This window comes from Streptomyces sp. NPDC033131 (genome assembly GCF_055578365.1).
This window is the reverse complement of sequence record NZ_JBVIPA010000014.1, coordinates 85,110-102,098: the sequence shown is the minus strand read 5'-3', so window position 1 is coordinate 102,098 and position 16,989 is coordinate 85,110. Positions and strand designations below refer to the sequence as shown.

The following is a 16,989-nucleotide window of genomic DNA, read 5'->3' as shown; positions in this document are numbered from 1 at the left end:
CCTGCTCGGGTGGGTCGGGGTCACCACGGCAACGGCGCCGTGTGCGAGATGTCGAAGAAACCGCCGCCGCTGTAGACCAGCGGGGCGAGGTCGTCGTGCCGGGCGGAGACCACCCGGCCGGTGAACACGGTGTGGCTGCCGGCCTCGAGCCGCTGTCCGATCTCGACCTCCAGCTGGGCGCAGGAGCCGTCGATCAGCGGGGCGCCGAAGTCACCGGGGGTCCAGGAGATACGGGCGAACTTGTCGTCGCCCTTGGAGGCGAAGGTCTTCGCCACGTCGAGCTGGTCGGCGGCCAGGATACTGATGCCGAGATGGCTCGACCGGTGCAGTGCGGGATGGGTGCTGGAGCTGTGCTGCACGCAGACCAGGACCATTGGCGGGTCGAGCGAGATGCTGGAGAAGGCGTTGACCGCGAGGCCGCGGGGCGCGCCGTCGTCGTCCGTGGTCACCACGGTGACGCCGGTGATGAACTTGCGGTGCACCCCGCGCACCAGGTCGGCGTCGACGGCGGCCTGCTGGACGGTGGAAATGATCCCGAGCGCCTCCAGGAGCTGCCGGGAGTCGAAGGTCACCCACTCCTCGGCGACCGAGGGCCCCTCGAAGCGGGCGAAGGTCGCGCCGGACACCTCGACCGGTTTCCCGGTGGGCGGCACACCGAGGAAGTCCCCGGTGTGCCGGCCGGCGCTGCGCCAGCGGATCGCCAGCCGGTCGCCGTCCTCGACGATGTCCTCGATCTCGGTCCGCAGGTCGGGGAACGCCTCACGGACAGCCCGGATGGAGTCCTTGAGCTGGTCCCGGTCCTGTGTGACGGACGCGGGCCCGCGGCGGCGGACGTAGGAGGGGCTGAGCAGCTCATCCAGCGCGTCGAGGTGTCCCTGGTCCCAGGCGGCGCGCCAAGCGGAGCGGACACGGGAGCTGCGATCGGCGGCGGCGGGGCGGTCAAGAGTGTGGGTCATGGTGGGTTCCTCAGTCAGCTCTTGTATGGCAGAGGACCGTAGGGAGGGGATGGTTCGGTGTCAACACCTCATCCGGAAAAGCCTGGTGATTACTGCAGTGGCGATCAAATGCACAGGTCAGACTTGTTTCTGAGTAGTTAACCCTTGACGGCACCGATTCCGGACTCCTAGCCTCACTGCCATGGCACAGTGAGAGAGGGAAGGTCACGGGATGCGATTCTCGGCATTCCACAACCTCGGAGCCCCCGGGCGGCTCGGCGAGTACGCCCAAGTGATGGACGAGGCCCGGGAGTTCGCAGTCGCCGCGGAACAGGCCGGCTTCTGGTCCACCTGGTACACCGAGCACCATTTCGGGCACGAGGCGATCGAGATCACGCCGAACCCGGTCCGGATGGGCGCCGACATCGCGGCCCGTACGTCACGTATCCGCATCGGCCAGGCGGCCTCCATCGCCACCTTCTGGCATCCACTGCGGCTGGCGAGGACATCGCGATGCTCGACCAGCTCTCCGGCGGCCGTGTCGAGGTCGGCCTCGGCCGTGGTCTGTACGGCCGCGAGGCACTCAACCTCAGTGCCCTGGCCGACCCGCGCGACCAGGAGCAGAACCGGGCTCTGTACGACGAGACGGTCGAGATCCTGCGCAAGGCGTGGAACGGCGAGTTCTTCTCCCACAAGGGCCGCTTCTACGAGTTCCCGGCCCCCGGCGTGAAGTGGAACTGCCCGCTCTCCCCGGCGACGGACGACTACACGACCGCCGGCCCATCACGAAGATGCAGGTCACTCCCTTCCCCCTGCAGTGTCCGCACCCGCCCCTGTGGCAGGTCATCGACAGCCCCCGCTCCATCCAGGCAGCGGCTGCCGACGGCGTGCAGGGCATGTTCTGGCTCCCGCCGGTGTCGGCCCTCAAGGACCGCTTCGAGCTGTACCGCGCCACGGCGAACATACGCCACGATCCGCTCGCACCACCAGACGATCGAGGTCCGCGTGCCGGACGGCCCGCGCGCGGACGAGATCGTCATCGGCCTGGCGGCCGCGGCGCAGGGGCGGCCGCAGGCCCGGCTGGCGCCGCTGTCGACGGAACGATGACCACGGTGGGCCCGTCGGTGGCGCTGAGCCACGAGGTGCACGGCACCGGTGCCGACCTCGTGCTGCTCCACGGTGTAGGGCTCGAGCGGTCGATGTGGGAACGCTGCCTGCCCGCACTGGCCGAACTGCACCGCGTGAAGGTGGTCGACCTGCGCGGACACGGCACCTCTCCGCCGACGGCTCCCGGGGTGTCCCTGCCGGAGCTGGCGGCTGACGTGGCGGCACCGCTGGAAGGCCCCGCGCACCTCGTGGGCTTCTCTCTCGGCGCCCTGATCGCGCAGCAACTGGCCACCGTGAGGCCCGAGTTGACGGCCTCAGTCACCCTGGTCAGCTCCGTCGCCGGACGATCGCGGGAGGAGCGGCCAGCCGTGGCACGGCGCCGGGAACGGGCCGTGACGGATTTCGAGGCGTCGGCGCTCGCGGCGGTGGAGCGCTGGTTCTCGCCGGCGTGGCGGACCAGGGAGCCCGAGCTGGCCCGGTCGGGTCCTCACCACCCTGCTGAAGAACGACCGCACGTCGTACCTGGCCTGCTCAACGCGGCTGGTTCTACTCCCCCACGGTCTTCACCGGCACGGACAACTCGATGCGCATCCGCCAGGAGGAGATCTTCGGTCCGGTCGCCACGGTCATGCCGTTCGCGTCCGAGGAGGAGGCCCTCGCCATCGCGAACGACTCGATCTACGGTCCGGCCGCGGGCGTGTGGACCCCGGACGTCAAGCGCGTCCACCGCATGGCGGCGCGCCTGGAGGCGGGCACCGTCCGGGCCAACACCTACCGGTCGATGTCGCCGATGTCACCGCGCTCGGGCTTCATGAGCAGCGGCACGGGCGTCGAACACGGCACGGAGGTCATCCGGGAGTACACCCGGCTGAAGAGCGTGTGGGTCAACACGAGCGAGGAACCTGTGGGTGATCACTTCGTCCTGCGGTCATGAGCCGCCTTGCATGGCAGAAGGCAGTGCCGAGGGTGGTTGACGCCGCGCGCCTCTCCACACTACGTTCACGTACCATGCAACAACCCAGTGGACGGGCACGGAAACCGCTGCAGCAGACCAGCATGCAGGCCAGGGTCGCCGAAGAGCTGCGCCAGATGATCATCAGCGGGGAGCTGCCGCCACGTTCCAGCCTGTCCGAGATGGCCCTGTCGGAGACGTTCGGCGTCAGCCGCACACCCATCCGCGAGGCACTCAAACAGTTGCAGATCGAGGGTCTCGTGGAAGTCCGCCCGCGGGTGGGCACGTTCGTCGCCGTGCCGTCGCGGCGCGAGATCACCGAGCTGTTCCAGATGAAGGAACTGCTGGAGGGCGCCGCCGCCCGGCTGCTGGCCTTCCGCGGCAACGTCCCCGAAGTGGCCCGCATCGAGGAGAACATGCGGGAGGCCGACGAGGCCGTCCGCGCGGGCGACGCCGAGCGGTACGCGCAACTGGTCCACGAGTTCCACGACCTGATCGTCATCGGCGCGGACAACTCCAAACTGGAGGCGCATTACCGCACGCTCATGAACCAGCTGGCCTACGAGCGCCTGGTCCGCACCTCGCTCGCCCAGCCCGGCCGACTGAGCGAGTCCGACCACGAGCACCACCGCGTCCTCGACCTCATCCTCGCCAAGGACGGCGACGGCGCGGAACGCGTGATGCGCCAGCACGTCAGCCGCAGCCACCAGGCCCTCATGGCGGGCATGGACGAACGACAGCAGCGGAGTTGAGGATCTGCCGGGGCACACACCCTGCACGGACTGGCGGCGGGCGCGAGCAGCCGGCCCGCGGAGTCGAGCAGCCGGCCGCCGACGAGTGCGGCGCGCCGGCCGCTGACGCATCCGCTGTCCAAGATCAGGCGTGAACTTCAGTCACCGTCAGCCCGTGTCCGACCCGCAACCGCACAGCGGGCGGACAGGACGCCTGTACCCGGTTGCGGCGGTCCTCGCCCCCGCTCGCCGCCGTGTCAACGTCATCTGGGCCCTCCTGCGTGATGGGCGGTGCTACCTGCCGGCGCCGCCCATCGCTTTGGCGGCTTGACGAGCAAAGCAGTACGGGAGGGCATGCGCGCTGAGTCCGGCCAGCCACGCCAGACCGAGAGTGTGTATAGCACTACCGGTTCGTCGCACGCGATGTGGGCGACCCGGTCGATCGTGGACGGCGGCGCGGATGTCGGCTCCCCGCGCAGGACGCTGGCGGCGCAATCCGTCGTCGGCAACGACCGCTCAGCGCGGCGTCAACGGGACCTGCACAAGCCAGACTCCGCAGAGCGGCCGTCCTCCACGCGACATTGTTCGATATTTCGAACGGTGAAGAACGGCCGTACTGCTGTCTCACGAGGACGACAAGATCAGCAGGTCAGGTGCCCCGGCGCAGTTGAAGATCAAGCTCAGGCCCGGTTGCGTCCAGTGAAGAACTCACGGATGGGATCCATGCTCGGCTCCAGGCCGGCGTCCACGAGTCCCTTGCGCAGGGCGGCCATCTGGCTGTCCTGGAGGCGCATCGTCGGCTGGCGGAGCGGGCCGCCGTTGTAGCCCTGAAGCCACCCCTGGAACTTCCAGGCCTGGCGGTTGAGGACCGACCCACCGTGCAGGGTCCCGAACAGTGCGGCCTTGGTCTTGCGGGCCGGGTGCAGCTGCCAGTAGATCTCCGTTGCCTCGTCGTACTTCCCGTCGCGCAGCAGTTGCATGACGCGCGGGATCATCGGGCCGAAGTACTCGTGGTCGCTGGTCGCCGACAACTGAATGGGCATCACCTGCGACAGAGGGATCAGATCGCCCTCGATCGGCACCGATATGACCACCTCGTCGCCGAAGAGCCGGTTGCACTCGACGGCGCTCTGGATGTTGGGGTATCCGCCTTCGGCCTTGATGACCGCGATGTTGGGGATGTCGTCGATCAGACGGCGGATCAGCCGGGTCGGGAGATCGGAGGGGTGGATGCGAGCGCCGAAGTTCCAGATGGTCATCGGGAACAGGATGATCCCGAGGCTCGTGGCCTCGCAGACCGCCTTGGTGTAGTCGTAGATCTCCTGCTCTGACTCCGGGTAGAAGTTGGGCGGGTAGGCCAGCAGCACCAGGTCCGCTCCCGCCGCTTCGGCACCACGGACCGCTTCGAGGTTCTGCTCGAGGTCGTTCCAGCTCGCGTGGTGGACGACGTAGAAGTCGTCGCCGGCCTCGTCCTTGGAGATGCGGAGGAACTCCAGGTACTCGTCGAGGGTGATGCTGATCTCGGAGACACCGAGGGTGCCGATGAAGCCATGTTCCTTGGCGAGGCGGATGTCGTGGCGGACGGCTCGCTCGTTGACGGCCCGCAGGTCGCCGGTGAACGAGGGGATGGTGCAGTTGACCGCGCCGACAAGCTTCTCGCGGGCCCAGTCACGTGCCTCGGCACGGGTGTATGCGGACATGCCTGTCCCTTTCGTTCGTCGTGTGCGTTGAGTCCGTGGAGGTCTACCGGGCACCCGCGCCTTCCCAGGAGAGGTACTTCATCTCCAGGTACTCGTCGATGCCGTGTACCGAGCCCTCACGCCCGAGGCCCGACTGCTTGATGCCGCCGAACGGTGCGACCTCGTTGGAGATCAGCCCCGAGTTGATGCCGACCATGCCCGCCTCGATCGCGGCGGAGACCCGCCAGATCCGCTCGGCGTCGCGGCTGTAGACGTAGGCCGCGAGCCCGTACTCGGTGTCATTGGCCATGCGGATCGCGTCCGCCTCGTCGACGAACCGGATGAGCGGGGTGACCGGACCGAACGTCTCCTCCCGCGTGATCTTCATACCGGGGGCCACGTCGGCGAGCACGGTCGGCTGGAAGAAGAACCCGCCACGTTCGTGGCCCGACCCGCCGCACAGGACGCGTGCGCCGTGGCCGGTGGCATCGGTGATGTGTTCCTGGACCTTGTCGACGGCGGCGGCATCGATGAGCGGCCCCTGCTCCGCGCCGGGTTCAAAACCGTCGCCGACAGTCAACTCGCTGACCCGCTTGGCGAGTTCCTCGGCGAAGCGGTCGTAGACGCCGGCCTGGACGTAGACCCGGTTCGCGCTGATGCAGGCCTGGCCGGTGTTGCGGTACTTGCTCGCGAGGACGCCCTCGACAGCCGCCTCGAGGTCGGCGTCGTCGAAGACCAGGACCGGCGCGTTGCCCCCGAGCTCCATCGAGACCTTCTTCACCGTCTGCGCGCACTCGGTGAGCAGGACGCGTCCCACCTCGGTCGAGCCGGTGAAACTCACCTTGCGCACCGCTGGGTTGCCGGTCAGCTCCGGACCGATCTCACGGGCCTTGCCCAGGACGACGTTGAGGACGCCCGCCGGGACGCCGGCGCGTTCGGCGAGCTCAGCGAGCGCGAGCGCGGTCAGCGGCGTCTGGGCGGCCGGCTTGACGACCATCGTGCATCCGGCGGCGAGGGCCGGAGCGGCCTTGCGCGTGATCATGGCCGCCGGGAAGTTCCAGGGTGTGATGGCGACGCACACGCCGACCGGCTCCTTGAGTACGAGGACGCGGCGTGACGGGTCGGGGGCCGGGAAGATGTCGCCGCGCACGCGCTTGGCTTCCTCGGCGAACCACTCGATGAACGAGGCCGCGTACGCCACCTCGCCACGTGCTTCCGCGAGGGGCTTGCCCTCCTCCAGGGTGATCAGGCGAGCGAGATCCTCCGCATGTTCCGTCACGAGCTCGAACCAACGGCGCAGGACCTGGGCCCGCTGCTTGCCGGACCGGGCGCGCCAGTCCGGGAGCGCGCGGCCGGCCGCCGTGATGGCATCGGCCACCTGGGCCCGGCTCATGGACGGCAGATCCGCGATCGTCGCGCCCGTGGAAGGGTTGTCGACGGAGAACCGCCCGGACTCCCCGTGGCTGACCCAGCGTCCGTCGACATAGGCCGACTCCTGGAAGAGCGACTTCTCGCTGAGGACTTCCGCGGCAGCGGTCTTGGTGCTCATAGAGGCTTTCCTCTTATCCCTGGGACATTCGATACGTTTCGGAATACGGGGCGCGGTACGCGGCAGGGTCCGGCTGGAAGGCGGGCCGGAGGATGATCGGCCGTCCGGCCTACACTCCTGGTGTGAACCACGAGCACCCGGACAACGAGGACCTGCATTTCTGGTCGTTCATCGATCACGCGATCAGCCGCGCGAGCCGTGAGCTCCCAGGCATCGATCCGCTGGCGATGCGGTTGGTGCTCACCCTCCACCGGGCCGCGAACATGCTGGCCTATGACCTGGAATCAACCGTCCACCGGCCCCGCGGATGGTCGTGGCCCGGCTTCCGCGTGCTGTTCGCGATCTGGCTGTCGAGCCCGGTCGAGGCGAAGAAGGTCGCGGAGCTGTCCGGCATGAGTCGCGCGGCCGTGTCGGCGCTGGTGAACACGCTGGAGAGGGACGGCCTCGTCACCAAGGCACGTGCCCCGCACGACGGACGCGCGGTCAACCTCAGCCTCACCGAGAGCGGTCTGCACGCGATCACCACGGCTTTCCAGGCGCACAACGAACGTGAGCAGGAATGGGCGGGCTCGCTCAGCGAGGATGAACTGAGGACGCTGATCGCACTGCTGGAGAAGCTGACCACCCACTCGCTGCGGTTCGAGGTCAAGCAACGGATGTGACGGCTGCTACCTGCAGAGGTTTCGCTGCGCGCCGAGTCCGGTGATCTCGCTGTCCATCACGTCGCCCGCCCGCAGGAAGCGGCCGTAGTGCGAGCCGTTGCCCTGCGGAGAACCAGTGATGATCATGTCGCCCGGCTGCAGCGTCACCCGGTGCGAGATGTACGAGATGAGGGCCGCGATCCCGAAGATCATGTCGTTGGTGTTGCCCTTCTGCATGACCTTGCCGTTGAGCCGGAGCGTGATGTCCAGGTCCTGCGGGTCGGGCACGAAGCGCGCCGGCACGAGGTAGGGGCCCGTGGGGTAGAACGTGGGCTGGTTCTTCGCCCGCATCCAGTCGGTGCCCATCATCGGGATCTCCGGGCGGGGCACCAGGCTGCGCGTCGTCAGGTCGTTGCAGATGGTGTACCCGGCGACGTGCTCCATGGCCTCGTCACGGCTCACCTCGCGTGTCTCGCGCCCGATGACCACGCCCAGCTCGAGTTCCCAGTCATGGTTCTCACCGAGCAAGGGCAGGATCACGTCGTCGTACGGACCGCTGATCGCGGACGGGACGCCCACCCACACGTAGGGCTCGCCGTGCGCGGCACGCTCGTCCATCTCCCGGGCCGCCTGCTCGCGCAACTCCTCCTCGGTGGCGTCCGCCTTTCCCAGGCGGTGCGCCACCGTGATCTGGATGACGTGCTCGCGATAGTTGGCTCCGGCGCCGAAGATCTGGCCCGGTGGCCGGACCGGGGCGAGCACCGTGAGCTCCCCGACCGGCCGCCCTTCGCCCTCGGGTGCGTCGGCCAGCGACTGCAGCGCGTCCAGCGATGCGTCCCAGTCGGCCAGCAGGAGCGACGTGGTCGTGGCCGCGGGCAGGACGGTCCGGGTGTCGTACACCCTGTCGTTCACGACGATGCCGGGGAACGGACCGGACGGCCCGTCGGCGAACGTTCCCAGCGAGAAGGGGGTCTGGCTCATGGTTTCCTCATGCTTTCCGGCGGGTGTGGGCGAACTCCGCGTACTCCTGGAGCAGTGCGCTGTCGTCCACCGCGCCCAGGTCCACGACGTCGTTCAGGGAAGCTCCCTGCAGCAGGCGCTTGACCGGCACCTCGATCTTCTTTCCCGTGCGGGTGTGCGGGATCCCGCGCATGGGCACGACCTCGTCGGGCACGTGCCGCGGTGACAGCTCCTCCCGGATCACCTGGTTGATGCGATGCGCCACCGCTTCGAAGTCGGCGTTCTCCTGGAGGGCGACGAACAGCGGCATGTAGTAGGCGTCCTCGCCCAGTTCGGCGCCCACGACGAGGGCTTCGCGCACCTCGGGCAGCGCCTCGACGACCCGGTAGATGTCCGCGGGACCCATGCGCACGCCCTGCCGGTTCAGGGTGGAGTCCGAGCGGCCGTGGATCACACTGCTGCCGTCGGACTCGAACTCGATGAAGTCCCCGTGCCGCCAGGCTCCGGCATACACCGAGAAGTAGCTCTGCCGATAGCGCCGGCCGTCTGAGTCGTTCCAGAAGCGGAGCGGCATCGAGGGCATCGGTTGCGTGACCACCAGCTCGCCCCGCTCGCCGACCACGGGCTTGCCGTCCTCGTCCCACGCCTCGACGGCAACGCCCAGGGCGGGCGCCTGGATGCGGCCCACGCGGACGGGCAGCGTGGGGGCTCCGCCGACGAAGATCGAGCACACGTCGGTGCCGCCGCTCATGGAAGTCAGCCACACGTCGCCGAGCCGGTCGTAGACCCAGCGGAAACCGTCGGTGGACAGCGGTGATCCGGTCACCTGTACCGTCCGCAGCGCCCCGGTTCCAGGGGCGAGGCCGGCCTTCAGGCAGGCGTGCAGGTAGCCGGCGCTGACACCGAGCGTGTCGACGTCGTGTTCGTCCGCGACGCGGAAGACGCGCCCGAGGTCGGGGCGGACCGGGTTCCCGTCCAGCAGAACGATCGTGGCTCCGACCGCGAGCCCGGAGACCAGCATGTTCCACACCACCCAGCTGGTGCTGGCGACGGTGAGATAGCGATCGCCGGCCCGTAGGTCCGAGTGCAGCCGCAGGACCTTGAGGTGTTCCAGGAGGACACCTCCGTGGCCGTGCACGATGCCCTTGGGTGCCCCGGTGGTACCGGATGAGAACAGCACCCACAGCGGGTGGTCGAAGGGCAGCTCGTCGAACTCCGGCTCGCCTCCTCCCGCGGCGACCGTGCCCCAGAGCGACACGGGGCGGTCCGCCGTGGGCAGGCTTCCGGGGTGGAGGTGATCGACCCAGAGCACGTGCTCCACCGACGGCAGCCGGTCGAGCAGGGTGCGCATCTCGTCCGTGCGTTCGTGCGTCCGTCCGCCGTAGTGGTAGCCGTCCGTGAGCAGCAGCACCTTGGGCTCCAGCTGGGCGAACCGGGAGGTCACCCCGTCCGCGCCGAACTCCGGGGAGCAGACCGACCAGACGGCCCCCACCGCCGCGCAGGCGAGGAGCCCCACGACGGCCTCCGCGCGGTTGGGCAGGACGGCGGCCACCCGGTCGCCGTGGGCCACACCCATCCGGCGCAGCGCGGCGGAGACGGCGGCGACCTGGCTGCGGAGTTCGGCTCGCGAGAGCGTGTGGGACGTGCCGTCGTCGTCCACGACGACGAGCGCCTCGCCCGGGCAGCGGCGCAGCACATGCTCGGCGTAGTTCACGGTACGCCCGGGGAACCACGTACCTCCGGGCATCTCCCGCGGCGCCACCGGACCGGTCGGGGTACCACCGAGTCGTACGTCCTCGAACGCGGCGACGGACTCCCAGAACCGGCCCAGGTCTCGCGTCGACCAGCGCCAGAGGTCAAGGTAGTCGGCACCGCCGTCGTAGTCCTTCAGTCCACGGCGGTAGCGAGCCAGTTCGCTGCCGTCCTGCCGGGCGCTGCTGGGCCTCCACAGAATGTCCTGTGCGGTGCTCATGAGACGGCGGTGTCGACAGGCAGGGCGCCGATGAGGACGAAGGCGATGCGACAGGTCGTGTCACTGCGGTTGGACCAGGAGTGGCTGGTGCCTCTCTGGATGATCACGTCGCCGGCTCTGGCGAGGGTCTCTCCCTCGTCCGTCAGCAGCCATATCTCACCCTCGAGGACAAGGGCGTAGTCCAGGCTGTCGGTGCGGTGGAACCAGAAGTGGCGGCCGCCGACGGTGTGTTGGGCGGCGTCACGGGCGTGCTCGCCGTCGATGTCGTCGAAGAGGGAGTCGGCGGCGGCGTCGGTGTAGGCGCTGTCGGGCGGGAAGCTCGCGATCCGGAAGACGGTTCCTCCGGGCTTGGGGTGCATCGGAACCTGGACGTCGGCGGAGGCCGCGTCCTGGTTGCCGTCGTTGCTGACATCGCCCGGCTCGGTCTGCCAGGGGACGATCGCGCCGAACCCTTTGACGGAGTCGGACACGAAGACGTTGGGAGCCGGGCCGTCGCTGATGACGGTGGAGCGGCCGTCGACGGTGTGGCCGGTGACGATGCGCCGTATCGGCTTGATGGCGTGCGGGTTGGTCATCTTTGTCGGTCCCGTCGTCAGTTCGCCGGCGTACCGAAGGGGTACGGGCGGGGCTCGGGCCACCAGGGGGCCTTGTCCGGCTCGGCGCTCAGTCGGTTGCGCAGGACACCGACGCCTTCCAGTTCAAGTTCGATGACGTCTCCGAGCGACAGCCGCCGGTCGATCTCCAGGCCGGAGCCGTTGGGCAGCGTGCCGGAGCCGATCAGGTCGCCGGGCTGAAGCCTGTCGTTGATGGAGACGTAGGCGAGCATCTCTTCCGGCGTGTAGATCATTCCCTCGGCAGCGGTCTCACTCCAGACCTCACCGTTGACGCGGACAACGCCCTTGAGCCCGTCGATGGAGGGCAGCTCGTCGACGGTCGTGATCCAGGGACCGATGCCGTACGCGTAGTCCTTGCACTTCTGCGGGCCCATGCTCATGGCCATCTCGTAGCCCTGGATGTCGCGCGCGCTGAAGTCGTTGAAGATCGTGACGCCGAACAGGTGGGCGCGTGCGCCGTCGGGGGTCAGATTGCTGCCCGCGGCTCCGACGATGAGGCCCATCTCCAGTTCGTAGTCGACGTATTCGGAGTAGCTCGGGTAGGGGATCTCCTCGTCGTGGCCGTAGACCACTCCGGTGGATCCCTTGAAGTAGCCGGGCGTCTTGAACAGCTGGGGGTTGGGCAGTCCGCCGCCCACCCTCTCGTGGAACCCCTTCATGTGCGCCGGGAAGGTCAGTCCGTCACGGATGACCGGCGGGTCGACGGCCGCCACCCAGGACAGGCCCTCGATCGGCAGGGAGGCGTCATCGGCGGCACCGTCCACGGCCCGGTGCGCGGCGTCGAGGAAGGCCGGCCCGGCGGCGATGGCGGCGGCCATGCTCGACGGGAAGTGGGCCGCGGCCAGTCGGCGGGCCGCGTCCGGCGTCGCACCCTCGGCCTGCCTGCCCAGGGCGTAGGCCCTGGCCAGGTCGATGACCCTGCCCTCGTCGGGCCGCGCGGCGACGATCCTGATCTGGTCGCCGTCGGGAGAAGGTACTGAGATCCGACCGAGCTTCATGTGTACGACTCCTTCATCTATTCGAAACGTTTCGTATCGTATGTCAGACTCGTCCCCTTGTCGATCCTGCGCTGACATTGGGGAATGAGGCCGTGCGTGGGTTAACTTGACTCCGTGGCTGTACGAAGCGAATTGAGTCGTCGCGCGATCCTCGACGCGACCATGGACCTCCTTGTCCGCGACGGCCGGCGCGCCACCACGGTGCAGAAGCTGACCATGGAGGCGATCGCCAAGCGGGCCAAGGTCAGCAAGGCGACGATCTACCGGTGGTGGCCGAACAAGGCCGCGGTCGTCATCGACGCCTTCATGGAGAACCACCTGGCGCACACCCGCATCCCCGAAGGGGTACCGGTGCACGACGCCCTCCTGGCACACCTCAAGTCGCTGATCTCCCGCTACGCCGGCCCGCAGGGCAAGCTGGTCGCCCAGATCATCGCCGAGGGGCAGTACGACCCCGAGACGATGGCCAACTTCCGCGAGCGCTTCTGGCAGGAGCGCGCCGCGGCCGTCGAGAAGCTGATGCGCAGGGGAATCGACGAAGGCGTCTTCCGGTCCGACCTCGATCCGAAGTCGGCCGCCCAGTTGTTCTACGCACCGGTCTACTTCCATCTCCTGTTCGGCGTCAGCCCGCTCGACGACGCGCTCGCGGAACAGCTCGTGGAACTGGGGATCCGCGGTCTGGAAGCCCATCCGTCGCCGGACGGTGAATCCTGAGCCCTCCCCCGGCGGCGCCCCGAGTGCGCCTCAGGCGCCGGCGGGGTCACACCGGTGGCGGGATGAACAATCCCCGGTCCGGGTCGTTGAACATCTCCTTGGACACGAACTCGTTCATCGGGTTGGACGTCCCCCACACGTCCGAGGTCTCCGGGTCGTCGGTGCTGTACAGGTGGGGATGCCAGGTGTCCTCGTCGAGGATCTCCAGCTCCGTGGTGTATTCCATGGTGTTGCCGTTGGGGTCGTGGAAGTACGTGAACGTGTTGTCGCCGGCACGGTGCCGACCGGGCCCCCACACTTTGTGGACTCCGTCGCGCATCAGGCGGCCACTGCCGCGCATGTACTCCTCCAGGCCGCGCATCTCGAACGACGCGTGGTGCAGCGAGACATGGGGGCAGCGGGCGATCGCGATGCTGTGGTGCTGCGGGTTGCAGCGCAGGAACCACATGATCCCGCCGAGCTGGGGGTGCACGTTGGTGTCGGTGAGCCGGAAGTCCAGGTACTTCTCGTAGAAGGCCATCATGCGCTCGGGCTCGGGGGAATTGAGGACGACGTGGGACAGCCGCACCGGGATGTCCTCGCGCTCCTCGACCTTGCGGTGGGTGCGTGCGGCGACCTCCGCGGAGATCTCGACGGTGCGCCCCTCCACGTCGAAGAACCGGAAGCCGTAGCCACCGCCGGGCGTCTGGAGCGTGTCCGGCTCGCTGACCAGCTTCACGCCGTCGGTGGCGAGGCGGGTGGCGAGGCCGTCCACCGCGGCGCGGTCGGCGGCGCCGAAGGAGACCAGGTCGAGGCGCTTGTCCTGGGAGCGGCGGACCCGGACGACGTACTGCTCGGGCGAGCCCTCGGCGGCGAAGTACGTGACATCGCCGTCGGTGCCGGCCTTGGTCAGCCCCCACTGCTGCTCGTAGAAGGCGACCTGCTTGTCGTAGTCCTGCACGGCGATGTCGACGTGCCGAAGGTGGGTGATGGGCTGGTCGTGCATGGTGAACTCCTGGGAGTGAAACAGTGTTTGCACGCGCGCGGGTCAGGCCTGCAGGGTGTTCTCTTGCTGCGGCGGGCTCATCTCGCGCCGGGGTTCCGGGGCGCCTGCGAGAGGCAGGAGTCGGAGCAGTGCTTCGAGCTCTTCGGGGGTGTGTGCCGTCCCGAGCACATAGCGATCGGGACGGACCAGGACCGCGGGGGCCTCGACCGAGGTGAGCAGTTGGCCGACGTGCTGCGGGGAGGTCAGTACGGCCACCTCGGGCTCCGCCTCCAGCGCCTTGCGTACGGGATCGGGCAGCCCGGCCGTCAGTTCGGGCGTGGCCGCGAGCAGGAACCGGCGTCCCACGAGGTCGTCGAGCCGTGTCCCGTCGGACAGCATCGGCTGCATCGAAATACGTCCGGCCTGCGGGTCGGCCGGGCCGGTGTGCACACCCGGGCCCAGGGCAGGTGCCGACGGGTAGCCGTCGGCCGGGTTGGCACGGATGTGAGCATCCCGCCGGGCGGCCATCACGGGATCGGTGGTCTGGACGAGTCCGGCCATCGTCGCCGCCTGCTGGACCCAGTACCTGGCGTGGTCCTTGCGTTCGGACTCGTAGGTGTCCAGCAGGGACTCGGAGGCTCTGCCCCGCGAGACGAGCCGGATCTTCCACACCAGGTTGGCCACGTCACGCAGGCCGGCGCACAGCCCTTGGCCGAACAGCGGAGGCGCCAGGTGAGCGGCGTCGCCCGCGAGGAACACATTGCCGACCCGCCACGACGTGGCCAACCGCGCGCGGAATGTGTAAACGGCGACGCGGTCGGGCTCGAAGTTCTGCGGTGTGAGAACCCCTCGGCTCAACCGGGCGATGCCCGCCGGTGTGGCGATCTCCTCCCGGTCGTCCTCCGGGAGAACTTTGAACTCCATGCGCACCCGGTCACCGGGGAGCCTGATCCAGAGCGCGGGACGGGTGTGCCGGCCGAGGAAGACCATGTCACCCTTGATGCCCGCCGTCCCGCGCAGGTGTCCGTCGACGACGAGCCACGGATCGTCGGTGCCGAGGTTCTCGCCGGATACCCCGAGGGTGCGCCTGACGGTCGAGGTGGCACCGTCACAGGCGATGACCCATCGCGCGGTGAGCGTCTGTGTCGTTCCGTCCGGCGTACGGACGGTGCAGCGGACTGAGCCGTCACCCTGCTGGATGTCCAGCAGCGTAGTACCGAGCCGGAGTTCCACATCGGCGAGCCGCTCGACTTCGGCGCGCAGCAGCGCGTCGATCTCAGGCTGGTGGAACAGGACCTCCGAGTGCCATGCCTGAGGTCCCATCTGCCCCGTGGCATGGGCCACCAGAGTCTCGCCGGCCTCGTTCTCCATGCGGTAGTCGCACATCGGCTTGATCCGGGCGGAGAGTTCCTCCCCCAGCCCCATGGACTGGAAGGAACGCACCGTCTCACCGTCGAAGTGCACGGCCCGCGCCTGTTCCCACAGCTCGGGCTCGCGTTCGATCCCCACGGCCCGTACACCGGCATGGCCCAGCAAAGCAAGGGCCATCACCCCGACGGGTCCACCACCCACAACGATGACTTCGCAGTCCTGTGACACCTGAACTCCATTTGCGGCTCGGGTACTTGGAAGTACCGTTTGATCTCTGCACCCGTACGTCCGCCGGACGACCTGCGCGCTCGGCGTCCGCGGCTCTAGCGGCCCGGCGTGTGTCCTGGCACGGCGGGGCCGTCCACCGCGTCGGTGTCCGCGCCCGCCGGACGGGCGCGGTGCTCCTCATGGCCTGCTCGTCCGGACAGACTGCCCGGAACCGGATGGCTCCCAGCCGACGGCGCCCCGTCCGCCAGGGCGATCTGCGCCCCCCGCCCGCTGAACTTGACGATGACCTCGTCACCGCGGCGCACCGTGACCTCACAGATCACCGAGCGGCCCTGCCAGGAGCGGGTCACCGCTTCGGCGATCAGGTCGTCGCCGAGGTGGCCGGGGCGCCAGAAAGTGATGTCCGCGCTCGCCGTGACGACCGGCGGGCCGAAGCTGTTGACGGCGCAGGCGAAGGTGGTGTCGGCCAAAGCGAACACGAGCCCGCCGTGCACGATCGCGTGCCCGTTGACCATGTCCGGCCGGACCCGCATCCGTGCGCGCGCCCGACCGTCGGCCGCCGACTGGACCTCTATTCCCAGCAGTTCGCAGGTACGGTCCTCGCTGAGCAGATGACGCACGCTCTTCGCCACCTGCCCGTCCGTGACGCACTCCGTGTCATCGCGACGGCCGTCGGGAGTGAACGGGTCGGGCGTCATGGACGCAGCTCCAGACCGAGCGGGCGGCCGTCGTACAGGTCATCGGCACCAGGCGCCCGGTCGGGCATCATGCCGAGCTTGTCGCGCATCGTCAGGACACATTCCAGACCGGCACGAGCCGGAGCCAGTGAAACGGGGCGGGTGCGCAGCGCGGCCCGAGCCGAGGCCGGTCCGTAGCCGCCTCTCGTCAGCACGTCCAGGATCTGTTCGTCCTCAGTGGCGTGCAGCCACTTCCGCGCCGCATCGAGGGCCGTGAGGTAGAGCGAGAGCTTTTCCCGCCCCGCCCCCCGCGTCGTGGGGCCGGCCACAACACCCTGCCCGGGGAAGTCCGGCACCTCGTCCTCGACCGCGAGCAGCGAGACGAACCCCTCCTGTTGCGCCATTTCGTCCAGCGGCGGCCCCAGCCACGCCGCGTCGATCGACCGTGAGCGCAGGGCCTCGAAGCGCTCGCGCACTCCGCCCACCGGCTCGAACTCGTAAGCGCCGGGCGGAAGGCCATGTTGACCGAGGAGATGACGGAGCAGGACGGCGAAGCCGTTGTCCGGCGCGTCGACGCCGAGCGTTGCGCCGCGCAGGTCTTCCAGCCCCCTCACCGAGGGCTGCGCGACCAGGCGGAGCGGCGTCGTCGACTCGATCTGGGCGACGACTCGCAGGTCGCCTCCGCCGGAGTTCCACACGATCAGGTTGTCGATGGCCGTGACGCCCGCATCGACGTCGGCGGTCAGGAGTCGGTCACGCTGGTCCGTCGACGACTCGATCAGCACGGTCTCGACCTCAAGGCCGACATGGGCGAAGAAACCCAGCTCATGGGCAACGACACACACGGGTGGCGGAACGAATACCGCCTGTCGAAAGCACGCCGTCATTGGAGTGCTC

The 16,989-nt window shown here is 68.7% G+C and carries 16 protein-coding genes and 2 pseudogenes; 7 read left to right on the top strand and 11 right to left on the bottom strand.

All coding sequences use genetic code 11. The features are described from left to right. Positions 1 to 20: 20 nt before the first annotated feature. A complete protein-coding gene (locus ACZ5XS_RS19780) occupies positions 21 to 956 on the bottom strand; it encodes a flavin reductase (RefSeq protein ID WP_468652961.1) in 936 nt (311 codons plus the stop codon). 211 nt (positions 957 to 1,167) lie between these two features. Between ACZ5XS_RS19780 and ACZ5XS_RS19775 the strand changes: the two are divergent. From ACZ5XS_RS19775 to ACZ5XS_RS19755, 5 genes and pseudogenes are all read left to right on the top strand, one after another. After that, positions 1,168 to 1,592 (top strand): annotated as a pseudogene (locus tag ACZ5XS_RS19775) (LLM class flavin-dependent oxidoreductase); the annotation flags it as partial. Positions 1,593 to 1,661: 69 nt separating this feature from the next. Beyond that, positions 1,662 to 2,042, top strand: a complete 381-nt coding sequence (locus ACZ5XS_RS19770; RefSeq protein ID WP_468653149.1) for an amino acid synthesis family protein — start codon at positions 1,662 to 1,664, stop codon at positions 2,040 to 2,042. Next, positions 2,039 to 2,470, top strand: a pseudogene (locus tag ACZ5XS_RS19765) (alpha/beta fold hydrolase); the annotation flags it as partial. The gene ACZ5XS_RS19770 and the pseudogene ACZ5XS_RS19765, both read left to right, overlap by 4 nt. A gap of 155 nt (positions 2,471 to 2,625) precedes the next feature. Next, positions 2,626 to 2,976: an aldehyde dehydrogenase family protein gene (locus ACZ5XS_RS19760; RefSeq protein ID WP_468652959.1), complete on the top strand. Its 351-nt coding sequence runs from the start codon at positions 2,626 to 2,628 to the stop codon at positions 2,974 to 2,976. Positions 2,977 to 3,050: 74 nt separating this feature from the next. Beyond that, complete coding sequence (locus ACZ5XS_RS19755; protein ID WP_468652957.1) at positions 3,051 to 3,746, top strand: GntR family transcriptional regulator; 696 nt, start codon at positions 3,051 to 3,053, stop codon at positions 3,744 to 3,746. A 659-nt stretch (positions 3,747 to 4,405) separates the two neighbouring features. On the opposite strand, the gene ACZ5XS_RS19750 is transcribed toward ACZ5XS_RS19755, so the two are convergent. Both ACZ5XS_RS19750 and ACZ5XS_RS19745 read right to left on the bottom strand, forming a co-directional pair. Next, a complete protein-coding gene (locus ACZ5XS_RS19750) occupies positions 4,406 to 5,425 on the bottom strand; it encodes a dihydrodipicolinate synthase family protein (protein ID WP_468652955.1) in 1,020 nt (339 codons plus the stop codon). A gap of 43 nt (positions 5,426 to 5,468) precedes the next feature. Continuing rightward, complete coding sequence (locus ACZ5XS_RS19745) at positions 5,469 to 6,953, bottom strand: NAD-dependent succinate-semialdehyde dehydrogenase (protein WP_468652953.1); 1,485 nt, start codon at positions 6,951 to 6,953, stop codon at positions 5,469 to 5,471. A gap of 122 nt (positions 6,954 to 7,075) precedes the next feature. Here ACZ5XS_RS19745 and ACZ5XS_RS19740 point away from each other — a divergent pair, with 122 nt between their 5' ends. Further along, positions 7,076 to 7,615 carry a MarR family winged helix-turn-helix transcriptional regulator gene (locus tag ACZ5XS_RS19740; protein WP_468652951.1) on the top strand — a complete coding sequence of 180 codons (540 nt, stop codon included), beginning with the start codon at positions 7,076 to 7,078 and terminating at the stop codon, positions 7,613 to 7,615. 6 nt (positions 7,616 to 7,621) lie between these two features. Here the strand turns inward: ACZ5XS_RS19740 and ACZ5XS_RS19735 are convergent, their stop codons facing one another. The 4 genes from ACZ5XS_RS19735 to ACZ5XS_RS19720 are packed head-to-tail and all read right to left on the bottom strand — an operon-like array spanning position 7,622 to position 12,138. After that, positions 7,622 to 8,575 carry a fumarylacetoacetate hydrolase family protein gene (locus ACZ5XS_RS19735; RefSeq protein WP_468652949.1) on the bottom strand — a complete coding sequence of 318 codons (954 nt, stop codon included), beginning with the start codon at positions 8,573 to 8,575 and terminating at the stop codon, positions 7,622 to 7,624. A 7-nt stretch (positions 8,576 to 8,582) separates the two neighbouring features. Further along, entirely contained in the window at positions 8,583 to 10,526 is a 1,944-nt protein-coding gene (locus tag ACZ5XS_RS19730) for an acetoacetate--CoA ligase (protein WP_468652948.1), read from the bottom strand. Continuing rightward, the gene (locus tag ACZ5XS_RS19725; RefSeq protein WP_468652946.1) at positions 10,523 to 11,101 is read right to left on the bottom strand and encodes a cupin domain-containing protein; all 579 of its coding nucleotides are present in this window, start codon (positions 11,099 to 11,101) and stop codon (positions 10,523 to 10,525) included. Before ACZ5XS_RS19725 ends, ACZ5XS_RS19730 begins: the two co-directional genes overlap by 4 nt. Positions 11,102 to 11,118: 17 nt before the next feature. Beyond that, the gene (locus ACZ5XS_RS19720) at positions 11,119 to 12,138 is read right to left on the bottom strand and encodes a fumarylacetoacetate hydrolase family protein (protein ID WP_468652944.1); all 1,020 of its coding nucleotides are present in this window, start codon (positions 12,136 to 12,138) and stop codon (positions 11,119 to 11,121) included. A gap of 114 nt (positions 12,139 to 12,252) precedes the next feature. On the opposite strand from ACZ5XS_RS19720, the gene ACZ5XS_RS19715 reads away from it, so the two are divergent. Next, on the top strand, positions 12,253 to 12,852 hold the full coding sequence (locus ACZ5XS_RS19715) for a TetR/AcrR family transcriptional regulator (RefSeq protein WP_468652942.1): 600 nt from the start codon (positions 12,253 to 12,255) through the stop codon (positions 12,850 to 12,852). 46 nt (positions 12,853 to 12,898) lie between these two features. On the opposite strand, the gene ACZ5XS_RS19710 is transcribed toward ACZ5XS_RS19715, so the two are convergent. The 4 genes from ACZ5XS_RS19710 to ACZ5XS_RS19695 all read right to left on the bottom strand — a co-directional run bounded on the left by ACZ5XS_RS19710 (position 12,899) and on the right by ACZ5XS_RS19695 (position 16,937). Further along, complete coding sequence (locus ACZ5XS_RS19710; RefSeq protein WP_280860042.1) at positions 12,899 to 13,837, bottom strand: VOC family protein; 939 nt, start codon at positions 13,835 to 13,837, stop codon at positions 12,899 to 12,901. A 42-nt stretch (positions 13,838 to 13,879) separates the two neighbouring features. Next, complete coding sequence (locus tag ACZ5XS_RS19705) at positions 13,880 to 15,415, bottom strand: bifunctional 3-(3-hydroxy-phenyl)propionate/3-hydroxycinnamic acid hydroxylase (protein ID WP_468652939.1); 1,536 nt, start codon at positions 15,413 to 15,415, stop codon at positions 13,880 to 13,882. A gap of 95 nt (positions 15,416 to 15,510) precedes the next feature. Beyond that, on the bottom strand, positions 15,511 to 16,113 hold the full coding sequence (locus ACZ5XS_RS19700) for a PaaI family thioesterase (RefSeq protein ID WP_468652937.1): 603 nt from the start codon (positions 16,111 to 16,113) through the stop codon (positions 15,511 to 15,513). Then, positions 16,110 to 16,937 (bottom strand): ABC transporter substrate-binding protein, encoded by an 828-nt coding sequence (locus tag ACZ5XS_RS19695; protein WP_468652935.1) that lies wholly within the window; start codon positions 16,935 to 16,937, stop codon positions 16,110 to 16,112. Before ACZ5XS_RS19695 ends, ACZ5XS_RS19700 begins: the two co-directional genes overlap by 4 nt. Positions 16,938 to 16,989 lie beyond the last annotated feature (52 nt).

Excerpts from the sequence above, each read along its gene's own strand:
- ACZ5XS_RS19780 (WP_468652961.1), bottom strand. The coding sequence starts at position 956 with ATGACCCACACTCTTGACCGCCCCGCCGCCGCCGATCGCAGCTCCCGT.
- ACZ5XS_RS19760 (WP_468652959.1), top strand. The coding sequence starts at position 2,626 with ATGCGCATCCGCCAGGAGGAGATCTTCGGTCCGGTCGCCACGGTCATG.
- ACZ5XS_RS19755 (WP_468652957.1), top strand. The coding sequence starts at position 3,051 with ATGCAACAACCCAGTGGACGGGCACGGAAACCGCTGCAGCAGACCAGC.
- ACZ5XS_RS19750 (WP_468652955.1), bottom strand. The coding sequence starts at position 5,425 with ATGTCCGCATACACCCGTGCCGAGGCACGTGACTGGGCCCGCGAGAAG.
- ACZ5XS_RS19745 (WP_468652953.1), bottom strand. The coding sequence starts at position 6,953 with ATGAGCACCAAGACCGCTGCCGCGGAAGTCCTCAGCGAGAAGTCGCTC.
- ACZ5XS_RS19735 (WP_468652949.1), bottom strand. The coding sequence starts at position 8,575 with ATGAGCCAGACCCCCTTCTCGCTGGGAACGTTCGCCGACGGGCCGTCC.
- ACZ5XS_RS19730 (WP_468652948.1), bottom strand. The coding sequence starts at position 10,526 with ATGAGCACCGCACAGGACATTCTGTGGAGGCCCAGCAGCGCCCGGCAG.
- ACZ5XS_RS19725 (WP_468652946.1), bottom strand. The coding sequence starts at position 11,101 with ATGACCAACCCGCACGCCATCAAGCCGATACGGCGCATCGTCACCGGC.
- ACZ5XS_RS19720 (WP_468652944.1), bottom strand. The coding sequence starts at position 12,138 with ATGAAGCTCGGTCGGATCTCAGTACCTTCTCCCGACGGCGACCAGATC.
- ACZ5XS_RS19710 (WP_280860042.1), bottom strand. The coding sequence starts at position 13,837 with ATGCACGACCAGCCCATCACCCACCTTCGGCACGTCGACATCGCCGTG.
- ACZ5XS_RS19700 (WP_468652937.1), bottom strand. The coding sequence starts at position 16,113 with ATGACGCCCGACCCGTTCACTCCCGACGGCCGTCGCGATGACACGGAG.